The organism is Streptococcus sp. HF-1907, from assembly GCF_015594605.1.
Classification (GTDB): domain Bacteria; phylum Bacillota; class Bacilli; order Lactobacillales; family Streptococcaceae; genus Streptococcus.
This window is the reverse complement of sequence record NZ_JADNQT010000001.1, coordinates 133,952-150,817: the sequence shown is the minus strand read 5'-3', so window position 1 is coordinate 150,817 and position 16,866 is coordinate 133,952. Positions and strand designations below refer to the sequence as shown.

16 protein-coding genes are annotated in these 16,866 nt (G+C 38.8%); 13 read left to right on the top strand and 3 right to left on the bottom strand.

Annotation, left to right across the window (positions count from 1 at the left end):
- Positions 1-9 precede the first annotated feature (9 nt).
- Complete coding sequence (locus IYQ92_RS00760) at positions 10-639, top strand: amino acid ABC transporter ATP-binding protein (protein WP_195674859.1); 630 nt, start codon at positions 10-12, stop codon at positions 637-639.
- Positions 640-656: 17 nt separating this feature from the next.
- Positions 657-1,493: an amino acid ABC transporter substrate-binding protein gene (locus tag IYQ92_RS00755; protein WP_195674858.1), complete on the top strand. Its 837-nt coding sequence runs from the start codon at positions 657-659 to the stop codon at positions 1,491-1,493.
- 104 nt (positions 1,494-1,597) lie between these two features.
- Here IYQ92_RS00755 and rpsT read toward each other — a convergent pair whose 3' ends face one another.
- Positions 1,598-1,831 carry a 30S ribosomal protein S20 gene (gene rpsT / locus IYQ92_RS00750; RefSeq protein ID WP_195674857.1) on the bottom strand — a complete coding sequence of 78 codons (234 nt, stop codon included), beginning with the start codon at positions 1,829-1,831 and terminating at the stop codon, positions 1,598-1,600.
- Positions 1,832-1,899: 68 nt separating this feature from the next.
- Complete coding sequence (coaA, locus tag IYQ92_RS00745; protein WP_195674856.1) at positions 1,900-2,820, bottom strand: type I pantothenate kinase; 921 nt, start codon at positions 2,818-2,820, stop codon at positions 1,900-1,902.
- A gap of 99 nt (positions 2,821-2,919) precedes the next feature.
- Between coaA and IYQ92_RS00740 the strand changes: the two genes are divergently transcribed.
- From IYQ92_RS00740 to nox, 9 genes are all read left to right on the top strand, one after another.
- Positions 2,920-3,507 (top strand): class I SAM-dependent methyltransferase, encoded by a 588-nt coding sequence (locus IYQ92_RS00740; protein WP_195674855.1) that lies wholly within the window; start codon positions 2,920-2,922, stop codon positions 3,505-3,507.
- A gap of 2 nt (positions 3,508-3,509) precedes the next feature.
- Positions 3,510-4,787 carry a pyrimidine-nucleoside phosphorylase gene (locus tag IYQ92_RS00735; protein WP_195675057.1) on the top strand — a complete coding sequence of 426 codons (1,278 nt, stop codon included), beginning with the start codon at positions 3,510-3,512 and terminating at the stop codon, positions 4,785-4,787.
- Between the two features lie 31 nt (positions 4,788-4,818).
- Entirely contained in the window at positions 4,819-5,481 is a 663-nt protein-coding gene (deoC, locus tag IYQ92_RS00730; protein ID WP_195674854.1) for a deoxyribose-phosphate aldolase, read from the top strand.
- Positions 5,468-5,857 (top strand): cytidine deaminase, encoded by a 390-nt coding sequence (locus IYQ92_RS00725; protein WP_195674853.1) that lies wholly within the window; start codon positions 5,468-5,470, stop codon positions 5,855-5,857. The genes deoC and IYQ92_RS00725 overlap by 14 nt, the downstream gene beginning before the upstream one ends.
- A gap of 59 nt (positions 5,858-5,916) precedes the next feature.
- Positions 5,917-6,966 carry a BMP family lipoprotein gene (locus tag IYQ92_RS00720; RefSeq protein WP_195674852.1) on the top strand — a complete coding sequence of 350 codons (1,050 nt, stop codon included), beginning with the start codon at positions 5,917-5,919 and terminating at the stop codon, positions 6,964-6,966.
- A gap of 144 nt (positions 6,967-7,110) precedes the next feature.
- A complete protein-coding gene (locus IYQ92_RS00715) occupies positions 7,111-8,637 on the top strand; it encodes an ABC transporter ATP-binding protein (protein WP_195674851.1) in 1,527 nt (508 codons plus the stop codon).
- Positions 8,637-9,698: an ABC transporter permease gene (locus IYQ92_RS00710; protein WP_195674850.1), complete on the top strand. Its 1,062-nt coding sequence runs from the start codon at positions 8,637-8,639 to the stop codon at positions 9,696-9,698. Before IYQ92_RS00715 ends, IYQ92_RS00710 begins: the two co-directional genes overlap by 1 nt.
- A 1-nt stretch (position 9,699) precedes the next feature.
- A complete protein-coding gene (locus IYQ92_RS00705; protein ID WP_195674849.1) occupies positions 9,700-10,656 on the top strand; it encodes an ABC transporter permease in 957 nt (318 codons plus the stop codon).
- Positions 10,657-10,845: 189 nt separating this feature from the next.
- Complete coding sequence (gene nox, locus IYQ92_RS00700) at positions 10,846-12,216, top strand: H2O-forming NADH oxidase (protein WP_195674848.1); 1,371 nt, start codon at positions 10,846-10,848, stop codon at positions 12,214-12,216.
- Positions 12,217-12,328: 112 nt separating this feature from the next.
- Here the strand turns inward: nox and IYQ92_RS00695 are convergent, their stop codons facing one another.
- Positions 12,329-13,315, bottom strand: a complete 987-nt coding sequence (locus tag IYQ92_RS00695; protein WP_195674847.1) for an L-lactate dehydrogenase — start codon at positions 13,313-13,315, stop codon at positions 12,329-12,331.
- A 341-nt stretch (positions 13,316-13,656) separates the two neighbouring features.
- Between IYQ92_RS00695 and gyrA the strand changes: the two genes are divergently transcribed.
- Both gyrA and IYQ92_RS00685 read left to right on the top strand, forming a co-directional pair.
- Positions 13,657-16,107 (top strand): DNA gyrase subunit A, encoded by a 2,451-nt coding sequence (gene gyrA, locus IYQ92_RS00690; protein ID WP_195674846.1) that lies wholly within the window; start codon positions 13,657-13,659, stop codon positions 16,105-16,107.
- Positions 16,108-16,851 carry a class A sortase gene (locus tag IYQ92_RS00685; protein WP_195674845.1) on the top strand — a complete coding sequence of 248 codons (744 nt, stop codon included), beginning with the start codon at positions 16,108-16,110 and terminating at the stop codon, positions 16,849-16,851.
- The last annotated feature ends 15 nt before the right edge of the window (positions 16,852-16,866 follow it).

The window sequence follows — 16,866 nt, the reverse complement described above, 5'->3', positions numbered from 1 at the left end:
GGAGGACACATGTTAGAATTAAAAAATATTTCTAAACGATTTGGTCAGAAACAAATTTTTGATCAGTTTAATCTAGTAGTGGAAGAAGGAAAAATTCTCTCTCTTGTCGGACCTTCAGGTGGAGGAAAAACGACTCTGTTAAGGATGCTAGCAGGTTTGGAAAAAATTGATTCGGGTGAAATCATTTACAACGGTGAAGTTGTGCCCACTGATCGCTTGGAAAGTTTAAACTTATTGGGATTTGTTTTTCAGGATTTTCAATTATTTCCGCACTTATCTGTTCTAGATAACCTAACTTTATCACCTATTAAAACAATGGGGATGGATAAGGAAGAGGCTCTAAAAAAAGCGCAAGCTTTACTAGAACGACTTGGTTTAGGTGAACATGGAAATGCTTATCCGTATTCACTTTCGGGCGGTCAAAAGCAACGGGTGGCTCTTGCACGAGCTATGATGATTGATCCGCGTATCATTGGATATGATGAACCCACGAGTGCGCTCGATCCGGAATTACGTCAAGAAGTTGAAAAATTAATTTTACAAAATCGTGAAGCTGGCATTACACAGATTGTTGTGACGCATGATTTACAGTTTGCTGAAAATATTTCAGATCACATTTTGAAAATTAATCCAAAATAGGAAAAGGGGATTGCTTTATGAAATTGAAAAAGATTCTTTTCGCTGCTACAGCGATTGTTAGTTTAGTTGGTTTAGCTGCGTGTTCGTCGACAAAATCATCTAGCACAAAATCAGATAATTGGGATACCTATCAATCCAAAAAATCAATTACAATTGGATTTGATAATACTTTTGTTCCAATGGGATTCGAAGATGAAAATGGTAAAAATACTGGGTTTGATATTGATTTAGCGAACGCTGTCTTCAAAGAATACGGTATTAAAGTGAAGTGGCAAGCTATTAACTGGGACTTAAAAGAAACAGAATTGAAAAATGGTAAAATTGACCTCATTTGGAATGGTTATTCGATTACAGATGAGCGTAAAGAAAAAGTTGCCTTCACAAATCCTTATATGAAAAATGAGCAGGTCCTTGTAACTAAGAGGGATTCAGGAATCGAGTCTTTTGCAGATATGAAAGGCAAAGTATTAGGAGCGCAATCAGGATCTTCTGGTTATGATGCTTTCACAGCAAATCCTAAGGTGTTGAAAGATATTGTCAAGGACAATGATGCAACACAGTATGAAACATTCACACAAGCATTGATTGATTTAAAGAATAACCGTATTGATGGACTTTTGATTGACCGTGTGTATGCCAACTACTACCTCAAACAAGAAGGCGATCTTGATAAATACAATATCACCCAAAGTGAATACAGCGGTGAAGACTTTGCTGTAGGAGCACGTAAATCAGATAAAACGCTAGTGAAGAAAATCAACGCTGCTTTCAAAAAACTTTACAAATCAGGAAAATTCAAAGAAATTTCAAACAAATGGTTTGGTGAAGATGTAGCGACAGATGCAATTAAATAAATTAAAAAGAGTTGAATTAACTGGTTCAACTCTTTTTAATTTATTTGTATAGAAAATAAAAAAGAAATCACCGAATAAACCGGTAATTTCTCTAGTTAATATGATTAACCAAGTTTAGCAGCAAGGCGTGCTTTATCGCGGCTTGCTTTGTTTGTGTGAATCAAACCTTTAGAAGCAGCTTTATCGATGCTTGAAGAAGCAGCACGGAAAAGTTCTTCTGATGGGTTTGATTCAAATGCTTTGATAGCAGAACGCATAGCTGATTTTTGAGCTGAGTTCTTTTCGTTTTGTTTAACGTTAAGTTCAGCGCGTTTGATAGCTGATTTAATATTTGCCAATGTTTTCACCTCCGTATTAATCTAACTATATCAGTATATCGAATTAATCAATATTTTGCAAGTCTTAATCACCTTTTCAGGTAAATTTCATCAATTTTATGGTCGCTTGATTTGTGGATGATAAGATCAGCGCGATTTTTGGTTGGTAAAATATAGTTGTTTAGATTGACGAGATTAATAGACTCCCAAGTTTTTTCAGCGATAGCGACAGCCTCTTCGATAGGAAGTTGCGAGTAATCGTGATAGTAGTTATGTTTATCCTTTTTTGCTAGCGCTAGCAATGTCTTAAAACGCTCAAGGTACCAATTTTTAATATGACTGCTGTCAGCATCAATATAAATTGAAAAATCAAAGTAATCATTGATATAAAGGTTATTGTTTTTGGGATTTTGAAAAACATTGATACCTTCCACGATAAGAAAGTCGGGGAAATCGATTGTTTGGTAGCAGTCGGGAACGATGTCATAAATCTCATGTGAATAGATTGGAAGTGTCGTCTTAATGCGATTTTTAACAGCATCCAAAAAGTTAATCAGCTTCTCCATATCGTAAGATTCTGGAAAACCTTTTCTGTTTAATAGATTATTTTGAATCAAGGTATCATTGGGATAGAGAAATCCGTCTGTGGTTACTAACTCTACCTTGGATTCTTTGAAAGTCCGAGCGAGTAAGAGCTGAATTAACCGACTGGTAGTGGACTTTCCGACAGCGACTGATCCGGAAATACCAATGATAAATGGTCGCGCCTGCCTTTCTCTTTTCAGAAAGATACTTTTAGCAAACGAAAGGTTGTTAGCGTTATTTTGATAAATCTGAACAAGGCTAATAATTGGTAGGTAGACTTCCACAACGTCTTGAATATTAATGGTGTCATTTAGACTCTTCAAAGATTCAAGTTCTTTTTCGGTTAACAAGGGATGGCTTTTTTGATGTAACACTTGCCATTCATTCCTCGAAAAACGATCAAAATTTATTAGTTCATTTATCATTTCCATAACTCCTATTGGAGCATATTATAACACTTTTAAATAGAATTGAACACAGTTACAGAATGTGTTAGAATTAAAAAGCAATGTAAAGGAGCAAATATGAATAATATGTATTATACTGAAAATCCTGATGCAGCTCACGATATTCATGATTTAAGAGTGAGTTTATTAGGAGAGGATTTTCAATTTTACTCGGATGCAGGAGTCTTTTCTAAAAAAATGATTGACTTTGGTAGTCAGGTACTTTTGAATGCTTTGGAAGTTGATAATGGCAAGAAACTTCTTGATTTAGGCTGTGGCTACGGTCCCTTAGGAATTTCCTTGGTCAAAGTGCATCAATTAGACGTTACAATGGTAGACATCAATAATCGGGCTATTGAACTAGCTAAAAAAAACGCTGAGAGAAACCAGGTTGTGGCAACAATCTTCCAGTCTAATGTCTATGAAAATGTAAATGGAAGTTATGATTACATTATCAGTAATCCTCCAATTCGTGCGGGCAAGAAGGTCGTTCATCAAATTATTGAAGAGAGTATTGACTACCTTAACGATGGTGGTAGTTTAACGATTGTCATTCAGAAAAAACAAGGTGCCCCAAGTGCAAAGGCTAAGATGGAGGAAGTCTTTGGAAACTGTGAAATTGTCAAAAAAGATAAGGGTTACTACATTTTAAGAAGTGAGAAATGAGTATGAGAGCAGTAGATTTAATTCAAAAAAAGCGTGATGGCTTGGAACTGTCAAGTGATGAGATTCAATGGTTAATTTCTGGCTATGTTGCTGGGACTGTGCCTGACTATCAAATGTCAGCTTTTGCAATGGCTGTCTATTTTCAAGGAATGACGACACGAGAAACCCGCGATTTGACCATGTGTATGGTAGAAAGCGGTGAACAGATTGATTTGTCAAGTATTCCAGGTATCAAGACAGACAAGCATTCAACAGGCGGTGTAGGTGACAAGGTGACCTTGATTTTGGCACCACTCGTTGCAAGTTTTGGTGTCCCTGTGGCTAAAATGAGTGGTCGTGGATTGGGGCACACAGGTGGTACTCTTGATAAATTAGAATCAATCAAAGGTTTCCAAATTGAGCGCACGCAGGAAGAATTTATCAACCAGGTCAAGGCAATCAACATATCTGTCATTGGGCAGTCTGATAATTTGGTCAAGGCTGATAAACTTCTCTATGCTCTGCGCGATGTGACGGCTACGGTTGATATTATCCCGCTCATTGCGAGCTCTGTGATGAGTAAAAAAATAGCTGCTGGCGCTGACAGTATTTTGCTAGATGTGACAGTTGGCGAAGGTGCCTTTATGAAAACTTTGGAAGATGCCGAAGAATTATCGAAGACAATGGTGGCACTTGGTAAAAAAGTTAGTCGTAAGACAGTTGCTGTCATTACAGACATGAGCCAGCCCCTTGGTCGCGCTATTGGAAATCGTTTAGAGGTCCTAGAAGCGCTGGAAATTATGCAGGGCAATGGACGTGAAGACGTGACACACTTCATCTGTGAGTTAGGACAGATTATGCTAAGTTTAGCTAGCGTTGACGAATCGCTAGAAACGATTCATGATCACCTTGTCAATGGACTCGCCTTACAAAAATTTGAACAAATGGTGGAAGCGCAAGGGGGAGATTTGAAAGATCTTTATCGGTCATCATCAGCACCTGTTGTAACTGAAGTCTTTGCTGAAGACGACGGTTACGTGGTGGCTCTTCCTGCGCTTGAGTTTGGACTGTTTGCAATGCGACTAGGCGCAGGACGCGCCGTTAAGACAGATCCACTCGATTATGAAAGCGGCATTGTTTTTAATAAAAAAATTGGCGATGCTGTAAAAAATGGCGATTCTATAGCAAAAATTTATTCTCAGGAAAAATTAACGGAAAAAGAGCTTACAGAATTCAAAAAAAATGTTAAAATAGACAGTGCTAGAATTGAGACAAAAGAAATCATAAAAATTATTTCATAAAATTATTTCATAAATTAGAGGGAGGTTTGTCATGTCAATTAATAAGTACATTGACCACACACTATTAAAACCAGAAAGTACGCAAGAGCAAATTGCGAAGCTTGTCTCTGAAGCAAAAGAGTATGATTTTGCTAGTGTCTGTGTCAATCCAACTTGGGTTTCCTACTGCGCAAATGAGCTTTCAGGTACCGATGTAAAAGTTTGTACAGTAATTGGATTTCCCTTGGGTGCTACTACAAGTGCTACAAAAGCCTTTGAAGCAAAAGAAGCTATTGAAAATGGTGCTTCGGAAGTGGATATGGTTATCAATATCGGTTTATTAAAATCAGGTCAATACCAAGTAGTCGAAGATGATATCCGTGCTGTTGTTGAAGCAAGTGGTGACAAATTGGTTAAAGTCATCATTGAAGCTTGCCTGCTGACAAATGAGGAAAAGGTAAAAGCTTGTGAACTTTCTGTTTCAGCAGGTGCAGACTTTGTTAAAACATCAACAGGATTTTCAATTCATGGGGCAACGGTTGAAGATGTCGCATTGATGCGTAAAACTGTTGGTGATAAGGTCGGTGTCAAAGCTGCGGGAGGTGCCCGTTCTTTAGCTGATGCAGAAGCCTTTATTGCAGCAGGTGCAACTCGGATCGGTACTTCAGCAGGTGTGGCAATAGTCAACGGAGAAGTATCAAATGGCGGATACTAGTTTAGTAAACCTTGCTATTGAGGCAAGTAAAAATGCATATGTGCCTTATTCTCATTTTCCAATTGGCGCTGCATTGAAAACAAAAGATGGTCATATTTTTCTAGGTTGCAATATAGAAAATGCCAGCTTTGGTTTAACTAACTGTGGCGAGCGAACTGCGATTTTTAAAGCAGTTTCTGAGGGCTACAGAGAATTTTCAGAATTAGCAATCTACGGCAAGACAGAGAAGCCAGTTTCACCATGTGGAGCCTGTCGCCAGGTAATGTCTGAATTTTTTGAGTCCTCTGTAGAGGTGACTCTAATTTCTAAAAATGGAGAGACGGTCGTGATGACGGTCGAGGAATTACTTCCATATTCTTTCACAGATCTTAAGTAGGACTGTGATTAACTTTAGGACATAATGTCCATAAAAAATGTTTTAGGAGGTTCATTTTAATGAACAAAAAGATCGTTGGACTTGGTTTAGCATCTGTTGCGGTGCTTGGACTTGCAGCATGTGGTAATCGCGGTGCTTCAAAATCTTCATTAGGGAAAACTGACTTGAAAGTTGCTATGGTAACTGATACTGGTGGTGTTGATGATAAATCATTTAACCAATCAGCTTGGGAAGGTCTTCAAGAGTGGGGTAAAGCTAACAAACTTAAAAAAGGTACTGGCTATGATTACTTCCAATCTGCTAGCGAGTCTGACTATGCTACAAACCTTGACACAGCAGTATCAAGCGGTTACAAACTTGTCTACGGTATTGGATTTGCACTCCACGATGCAGTTGAAAAAGCAGCTAAAGACAATTCAGATGTAAACTATGTTATCATCGATGATGTTATCAAAAACACAGATAACGTTGCCAGTGTAACATTTGCGGATAATGAATCTGGTTATCTTGCAGGTATTGCTGCAGCAAAATCAACTAAGACTAAAACTGTAGGTTTTGTTGGTGGTATGCAATCAGAAGTTATCTCTCGCTTTCGTGCAGGATTTGAAGCTGGGGTTAAATCAGTAGACGACTCAATCAAAATTAAAGTAGATTACGCTGGTTCATTTGGAGACGCTGCTAAAGGTAAAACAATCGCAGCAACTCAATATGCCGCTGGCGCAGACATTATCTACCAAGTAGCTGGTGGTACTGGTGCAGGTGTCTTCTCAGAAGCTAAAGCTGAAAATGAATCACGCAATGAATCGGATAAAGTTTGGGTAATCGGTGTTGACCGTGACCAAGCATCTGAAGGTAAATACACTTCTAAAGATGGTAAAGAATCAAACTTTGTACTTGCTTCAACAATCAAAGAAGTTGGTGAATCAGTTAAGAAAATCTCTACTGAAACTGCCAAAGGCAAATTCCCTGGTGGCAAAACTACAACTTATGGTCTTAAAGATGGTGGTGTAGATATCGCAACAACAAACCTTTCAGACGATGCTGTTAAAGCTATTGCTGACGCTAAAGAAAAAATTATTTCTGGCGACATCAAAGTTCCTGAAAAATAGTTTTTGACAAACTTTTTTGGAAGTAGAGCGATCGGTTTAGGATCGCTCTTTTTCCAAGCTGAGATGTTATATCTCAGTAAAACTCATCATTGCTTGGTGGGTTTTACTGAAATATAAATGATTTTTTCTGAAAGGGAGAACCACATGACGCAAAATGTCATTGAAATGAAAGAAATCACCAAAAAATTTGGAGATTTTGTGGCAAATGATCATATCAATTTGTCTGTTCGCAAGGGTGAAATCCACGCATTGCTTGGTGAAAATGGTGCTGGTAAATCCACTTTAATGAACATGCTTGCAGGTCTTTTGGAGCCTACAAGTGGACAAATTGTCATCAATGGTCAGCCAGTAAATATTGACTCACCATCCAAGTCATCTCAACTTGGTATTGGAATGGTCCATCAACACTTTATGTTGGTTGAAGCTTTTACAGTTGCCGAAAACATTGTACTTGGGAATGAAACTGTTAAAAACGGTGTCTTGGATTTAAGAAATGCTAGCGCTGAAATTAAAGAATTATCAGAAAAATACGGGCTTGATGTGGATCCAGATGCAAAAATAGCAGATATTTCTGTTGGAGCACAACAACGTGTTGAAATTCTTAAAACGCTTTATCGTGGTGCAGATATGCTCATCTTCGATGAACCAACAGCGGTTTTGACACCATCTGAGATTAATGAGTTACTTGAAATTATGAAAAATCTTGTCAAAGAAGGTAAATCAATTATTTTGATTACTCATAAATTGGATGAGATTCGTGCTGTTGCAGATCGAGTAACTGTCATCCGCCGAGGAAAAAGTATTCAGACTGTTAATGTTGCAGGTGCTACTTCGGAAGATTTGGCTGAAATGATGGTAGGACGTTCAGTTTCATTTACGACTCAAAAAGAAGCAGCGCATCCAAAAGATGTTATTCTTTCAATCAAAGACTTGGTTGTAAATGAAAATCGTGGTGTACCTGCGGTTAAAAACCTTTCACTTGATGTTCGTGGTGGTGAAATTGTTGGTATTGCAGGGATTGATGGCAATGGACAGAGTGAGCTCATTCAAGCTATTACTGGTCTGCGTAAAGTGAAGTCAGGTTCTATCTTTATCCAAGGTCAAGAATCTACTAAGATGTCAGCGCGTCAAATCACTGAACTTAGCGTGGGTCACGTTCCAGAAGATCGTCATCGTGATGGACTTGTGTTGGATATGACCATGGCTGAAAATATCGCCCTTCAGACTTACTATAAGGAGCCGATGAGTAAGCATGGTATTTTGAATTTCTCTTACATCAATGAATATGCTCGTAAGTTGATGAAGGAATTCGATGTTCGCGGTGCAGGCGAGTATGTTCTTGCCAAAGGCTTCTCAGGTGGTAACCAACAAAAAGCCATTATTGCTCGTGAAATTGACCGAGATCCAGATTTATTGATTGTTAGTCAACCAACTCGTGGACTAGATGTTGGTGCGATTGAATATATTCGTAAACGTTTGATTGCTGAACGAGACAAAGGAAAAGCAGTTTTGGTAGTCAGCTTTGAATTGGATGAAATTTTAGATGTATCCGACCGTATCGCTGTTATTCACGACGGGAAGATTCAAGGTATCGTTAAGCCTGAAGATACTAATAAACAAGAGCTTGGTATCATGATGGCTGGTGGAAAAATTGAAAAAGGAGGAGAGTAATGTCTAAGAGAGCTCAACAAATTGCGGTTCCTCTGATTTCAGTTTTACTTGGGATCATTCTTGGGGCCATCATTATGCTTATATTTGGATACGATCCATTGTGGGGTTATGAAGGTTTATTCCAAACAGCTTTTGGCAGTATTAAAAATATCGGTGAAATTTTCCGAGCTATGGGTCCATTGATGTTGGTTGCGCTTGGTTTCTCAGTTGCTAGTCGCGCTGGTTTCTTCAATGTCGGATTACCTGGACAAGCTTTGGCAGGATGGATTGCTGCTGGTTGGTTTGCACTAGAGCACCCACATATGGCACGTCCTCTAATGATTCTTTGCACTATCGTTATTGCAGCTGTAGCTGGAGGAATTGCTGGGGCGATTCCGGGGATTCTCCGTGCTTATCTAGGTACTAGTGAAGTTATCGTTACTATTATGATGAACTATATTATTCTGTATTCTGGAAATGCTGTAATTCAAAACCTATTCTCAAAGAGCATCATGCGTACAACTGATTCAAGTATCTATGTATCGGCAAATGCTTCTTATCGAACAGATTGGTTATCCGCACTCACTAATAATTCGCGGATGAATATAGGTATTTTTATTGCTTTAGTTGGCGTAGCCGTTATCTGGTTCTTGCTTAATAAAACTACTTTAGGTTTTGAAATTCGTTCAGTTGGGTTGAATCCAAATGCAAGTGAATATGCAGGGATGTCAGCTAAACGTACTATTATTATTTCTATGATTATTTCAGGTGCCTTTGCAGGACTTGGAGGAGTAGTGGAAGGTCTTGGTACTTTTGAAAATGTTTTCGTACAGTCAAGTTCAATTTCAATTGGTTTTGATGGTATGGCAGTTAGTCTTCTAGCCGCAAATAATCCAATCGGAATTATTTTTGCAGCCTTCCTATTTGCAGCATTGAGCGTTGGTTCACCAGGTATGAACATTGCAGGAATCCCTCCTGAACTAATTAAAGTTGTTACAGCCTTGATTATCTTCTTTGTAGGTATTCACTATATTATCGAACGCTTTGTCAAACCTAAAAAGCAAATGAAAGGTGGTAACTAAGTTGAGTTTAACAACAATTTTAGCCTTGATGGTTTCATCAATGTTGATTTATGCAACGCCACTTATTTTTACTAGTATTGGTGGTACATTCTCAGAGCGTGGCGGTATTGTAAACGTCGGACTAGAAGGTATCATGGTTATGGGAGCATTTTCTGGTGTTGTTTTCAATCTGGAGTTTGCTCAATCATTTGGTAAAGCAACGCCATGGTTGGCAGTGCTTGTTGGAGGAGTTGTTGGATTGATTTTCTCATTAATCCATGCTCTAGCTACAATCAATTTCCGAGCAGACCATGTTATCAGTGGTACCGTACTTAACTTGATGGCACCTTCTTTAGCAGTTTTCCTTGTAAAGGTTCTTTATAACAAAGGACAAACAGATAACATTCAACAATCATTTGGTAAGTTTGATTTCCCTGTGCTTTCAAAAATTCCATTTATTGGAGATATCTTTTTCCATAGTACAAGCTTGATTGGTTATCTCGCTATTATCCTTGCATTCGTTTCTTGGTTCGTCCTCTATAAAACCCGCTTTGGCCTTCGTCTTCGCTCAGTTGGGGAGCATCCTCAGGCTGCGGATACTTTAGGTATTAATGTTTACAGAATGCGTTATTACGGTGTGATGATTTCAGGATTCCTTGGTGGTATGGGAGGTGCAGTCTATGCACAATCTATCTCAGTTAACTTCGCCCCAACAACAATCCTTGGGCCTGGATTCATCGCTCTTGCAGCTATGATTTTTGGTAAATGGAATCCAGTCGGTGCTATGTTAGCAAGTCTATTCTTTGGATTGTCACAAAGTTTGGCAGTCATTGGAGGACAATTACCGCTGCTAAGTTCTATTCCAACAGTTTACCTTCAAATTGCACCGTACGTGTTGACTATTGTAGTCCTTGCAACCTTCTTTGGACAAGCTGTAGCGCCTAAGGCAGACGGTATTAACTACATTAAGAGTAAGTAGTTTTAATCGTAATCGACAAAAGTTATCGGATTCCTTCTGATAACTTTTTATTTTTATATTTTAAGAAAATGCAAATTGTCGAAAATTTGTAAGGAAGTCGGAATCTTGAGCATATATCTTGAAAGCGTTTTAATGCTATGTTATACTCACTATGTTAAGTTATTAAATATTTGAAAAGAGGATACTTAGATGAGTAAAATTGTTGTTGTAGGAACTAACCATGCAGGTACTGCGGCTATAAAAACTATGCTTAGTAACTACGGTTCAGAAAATGAAATTGTTACATTTGATCAAAACTCAAATATTTCATTTTTAGGCTGTGGTATGGCACTTTGGATTGGTGAGCAAATTGATGGCGCAGATGGGCTTTTCTATTCTGATAAAGAAGAATTAGAAAGTATGGGCGCTACTGTTTATATGAATTCACCTGTTCTTGATATTGATTTTGATCAAAAAGAAGTAACTGCTTTGGTAGATGGTAAAGAACATGTTGAATCTTATGAAAAATTGATTCTAGCAACTGGTTCACAGCCAATTGTACCTCCGATAAAAGGTGTTGAAATTCAAGAAGGTTCGCGTGAATTTAAGGCAACTTTAGAAAATCTTCAATTTGTGAAATTGTACCAAAATGCAGAAGATGTAATTCATCGATTGGAAAAAACAGGTATTGATCGTGTTGCAGTAGTTGGTGCAGGCTATATCGGTGTTGAATTAGCGGAAGCCTTCCAACGAAAAGGCAAAGAAGTAACTCTGGTCGATGTTGCTGATACTTGTATGGGCGGATACTATGATCGTGATTTCACGGACATGATGAATAAAAATCTCGAAGACCATGGTATTCGTCTTGCCTTCGGACAAGCCGTTCAAGCGGTTGAAGGTGATGGAAAAGTTGAACGTTTGGTAACCGATAAGGAAACTTTTGATGTTGATATGGTTATCATGTGTGTAGGTTTCCGTCCTAACACAGCTCTCGGTAAAGGACGTTTGGAAACATTCCGAAATGGTGCTTGGGTTGTTAATAAAAAACAGGAAACAAGTATGAAGGATGTTTATGCTATCGGTGACTGTGCGACGATTTATGACAATTCACGTGACGATGTGAATTATATTGCCTTGGCTTCGAATGCTGTTCGTACAGGTATTGTTGCCGCTCATAATGCTTGTGGAACTGAGCTTGAAGGAGCAGGAGTTCAAGGGTCAAACGGAATTTCAATCTATGGTCTTAATATGGTTTCAACAGGTTTGACTTTAGAAAAAGCTAAGCAAGCTAGATATAACGCCGTTGAAACAGGATTTAACGACCTACAAAAACCAGAATTTATCAAACACAATAACCATGAAGTGGCTATCAAGATTGTTTACGATAAGGATAGTCGTGTTATTTTAGGTTGTCAGATGGTATCTTATGAAAATATTTCAATGGGTATTCATATGTTCTCGCTTGCTATTCAAGAAAAAGTAACAATCGAGAAACTTGCTCTTACTGATATTTTCTTCTTGCCTCATTTTAATAAACCATATAACTACATTACAATGGCAGCTTTAAGTGCTAAAGAATAAAAATTAGAAATAAAGTGTATGTGCAGATTATTGACATACACTTTATTTTATATAAGTGAAAAAAGAACCAGGCCACTAAGACTTGGTTCTCTTGACTAACCATTTATGCTAATTAGTTTTTTGAAGCTGCTTGGAAGTCAGGGTTTTTCCATGCTTCGTTAATGATAGCTTGCAATTCTTTAGCAGATGCTTGCATTTTTTGAGTTTCTGCGTCGTTCAATGGGATATTTACTGGACGGACGATACCATGTGCACCAACAACAGCTGGTTGACCGATAAAGACGTTTTCAACTCCGTATTGACCTTCTTGGAATACTGAAACTGGAAGTACTGCGTTTTCATCGTCAAGGATTGCTTTAGTGATACGAGCAAGGGCTACTGCGATACCGTAGTATGTTGCACCTTTTTTGTTGATGATTGTGTAAGCTGCATCACGAACACCTTCGAACAATTCAATCAATTCAGCTTCTTGAACGTTTTGAGTATCTTTAAGGAATTCTTCAAGGTTTACACCAGCGATGTTAGCGTGTGACCAAACCGCAAACTCAGAATCTCCGTGTTCACCCATGATGTAGGCGTGAACGGAACGAGCATCAACATCCAATTTTTCAGCAAGTGCTTGACGGAAACGAGCTGAGTCAAGTGAAGTACCTGAACCGATAACGCGTTCTTTAGGGAATCCTGAGAACTTCCATGTAGAGTATGTCAATACGTCTACTGGGTTAGCTGCTACAAGGAAGATACCGTTGAATCCTGATTCAACAACTTGAGTAACGATTGATTTGTTGATTGCAAGGTTTTTACCAACAAGATCAAGACGAGTTTCACCTGGTTTTTGAGGAGCACCAGCAGTGATAACTACAAGGTCAGCATCAGCACAGTCTTCATATTTAGCTGCATAGATTTTTTTAGGTGAAGTGAAAGCAAGCGCGTGGCTAAGGTCAAGCGCATCACCAACAGCTTTTTCGAACAATTGTGGAATTTCGATGATACCAAGTTCTTGAGCGATACCTTGGTTTACAAGTGCGAAAGCGTAAGATGAACCTACGGCACCGTCACCAACAAGGATGACTTTTTTGTGTTGTTTAGTTGCAGTCATGTCTAAACATCTCCTTAATTTTATTCGGGTTTATACCCATACAATTATATTTTAGCACTTTAACCACATAATGTCACTAGAGAAATGTGTAAATTAGTGAAAAATATAACAGAAAATAAAAAAGCGCTATCAAAACTAAAATTCCTTTGTTACTCAAAGTATTATTCTTAAAAATTACCTAATGAATAAGCGAAAAAAGTAATAAAAACGTGGTACAGGGTCGTAAAAAGTAGTTGTCCGATTTATTTGCAAAACCAGCAATCTCATGGCTTTTGATAGTGATTTTAGCATGATTATGGTATAATAGAAAGAAGATAAGTCTAGAAAAGGGGCATTTTTTAATGCAAGATAAAAATTTAGTGGATGTTAATCTGACGAGTGAAATGAAAACAAGTTTCATCGACTATGCGATGAGTGTTATCGTTGCTCGTGCATTGCCAGACGTCAGAGATGGGTTGAAACCAGTACATCGCCGTATCCTTTACGGAATGAATGAATTAGGAGTTACGCCCGATAAACCACATAAAAAATCAGCACGTATCACCGGTGATGTTATGGGTAAGTATCATCCACATGGAGATTCATCAATTTATGAAGCTATGGTTCGTATGGCTCAATGGTGGTCATATCGTCATATGTTAGTTGATGGTCATGGAAACTTTGGTTCTATGGATGGTGATGGTGCTGCCGCGCAACGTTACACTGAAGCACGTATGAGTAAGATTGCGCTAGAAATGCTGCGCGATATCAACAAAAATACGGTTGATTTTCAAGATAACTATGATGGATCTGAACGTGAACCATTGGTGCTACCAGCACGTTTCCCTAACCTTCTGGTAAATGGGGCTACAGGGATTGCTGTTGGTATGGCAACCAATATTCCTCCACATAACTTGGGAGAATCTATTGACGCAGTCAAATTAGTCATGGATAATCCAGAGGTGACAACGCGCGAACTGATGGAAGTCATCCCTGGACCAGACTTTCCAACTGGTGCTTTGGTTATGGGGCGTTCAGGTATTCATCGCGCTTATGAAACGGGTAAAGGTTCTATTGTTCTTCGTTCTCGTACAGAAATTGAAACAACCAAAAGCGGACGTGAACGTATTATTGTTACTGAGTTTCCTTATGGTGTTAATAAGACGAAGGTTCATGAACACATTGTTCGATTAGCACAGGAAAAACGTGTTGAAGGGATTACTGCTGTTCGTGATGAGTCTAGCCGAGAAGGTGTTCGGTTTGTTATCGAGGTTCGTCGTGATGCATCGGCAAATGTGATTCTTAATAATCTTTTCAGATTGACCAGCTTGCAGACTAACTTTAGCTTTAATATGTTGGCCATTGAAAATGGTGTGCCAAAGATTTTGTCGCTTCGTCAAATTATTGATAATTACATTGCCCACCAAAAAGAAGTCATTGTTCGCAGAACACAGTTTGATAAGGCAAAAGCAGAAGCTCGCGCCCACATTTTGGAAGGCTTACTGATTGCTCTTGATCATTTAGATGAAGTGATTGCTATCATCCGAAATAGTGAAACAGACACGATTGCCCAGGCAGAATTGATGGCTCGTTTTGAGTTATCGGAACGTCAAAGCCAGGCTATTTTGGATATGCGTTTGCGTCGCTTGACAGGATTGGAACGCGATAAAATTCAAGCTGAGTATAATGATTTGCTTGCTTTAATTGCTGATTTGGCGGATATTTTAGCTAAACCAGAGCGTGTTATCACAATCATCAAGGACGAAATGGATGAAATCAAACGTAAATATGCTGATCCCCGTCGTACTGAGTTGATGGTCGGTGAAGTCTTGTCTCTTGAAGATGAGGATCTTATTGAAGAAGAAGATGTCCTTATTACTTTGTCAAATAAAGGTTATATTAAACGACTTGCTCAGGATGAATTTCGTGCTCAGAAACGTGGCGGACGCGGTGTCCAGGGGACTGGTGTCAATGATGATGACTTTGTCCGTGAACTGGTTTCCACCAGCACACACGATACGGTGCTTTTCTTCACAAACCAAGGTCGAGCATATCGTCTGAAAGCTTATGAAATTCCTGAGTATGGGCGTACAGCAAAAGGTTTGCCAATCGTTAACTTATTGAAGTTGGACGACGGTGAAACCATTCAAACGATTATCAATATGCCAAATGGCGGAGCGACTGATAAATATTTCTTCTTCACAACGAAGAAAGGGTTGGTTAAACGTACCAGCGCCAGCGAATTTGCCAATATCCGCCAAAATGGACTTCGTGCTATTAATCTTAAAGAAGATGATGAATTGATAAATGTTCTTTTAGCTAGTGAAACAGATGACATTATCATTGGCACGAAAACTGGTTATTCAGTTCGTTTTAAAGTTGAAGTGGTACGTAATATGGGGCGCACAGCATCAGGTGTGCGTGGTGTCAATCTACGCGAAGGTGACCGAGTAGTCGGAGCTTCCCGTATCACTGATGATCAAGAGGTGCTTATCATCACAGAAAATGGTTACGGTAAACGCACCAGTGCAACGGAATATCCAACAAAAGGTCGTGGTGGTAAGGGAATCAAAACGGCTAATATCACGGAGAAAAACGGACCTTTGGCAGGTTTGGTGACAGTCACGGGGGATGAAGACTTGATGGTCATTACAGATACTGGTGTTATTATTCGAACAGATGTCGCTAATATTTCTCAGACTGGTCGGTCAACTATGGGTGTTAAAGTGATGCGCTTAGATGCTGATGCGAAAATTGTTACTTTTGCTCTTGTTGAAAAAGAGGAGCAAGAAGAGGTAGAGGAAGACAACTAGATGGCATCTAAATCTAAAGTACGTAAGTTTTTAGGATTCTTACGAGGGTTGATTATCCTTGCGATGATTGTCGCCGGATTGGCATTGATTTTTAATAAATCTATCCGAAATTTTATTATCGGCTACAATTCAAACAAATATCAGATTTCTAAGGTTTCTAAAGAAGAAATTAAGAAGAATGAAACAGCGTCAGCTACTTATGATTTTTCATCGGTGAAATCGATTAGTACAGAGTCGGTTTTGTCAGCACAGATGGATGCTCAAAAGTTGCCGGTTATTGGTGGTATTGCTATTCCAGATGTTGGTATTAACCTACCAATTTTCAAAGGCCTAGATAACACAGCTATCAGCTACGGTGCTGGTACGATGAAGGAAAATCAAGTTATGGGGGGCGAAAATAATTACGCCTTGGCCAGTCACCACGTATTTGGAATCTCAGGGTCTTCAGAAATGCTCTTTTCACCGCTTGACCGTGCCAAGAATGGTATGAAAATTTATCTTACAGATAAAGAAAGGGTCTATACTTATGTCATCAATGACATTGTAACGGTTACTCCTGAGCATTCTGAAGTGATTGATGATGAGCCGGGCAAAAGTCAGTTGACCCTTGTTACTTGTAATGATCTTGAAGCTACTGGACGTATCATTGTTCACGCAGAATTAGAATCTACGACTGAATTTGATAAAGCTAGTCAGACCATTCTCGATGCCTTCAATGCGTCTTACAATCAAATGAACTTATAAGATTTTAGGCTGGTA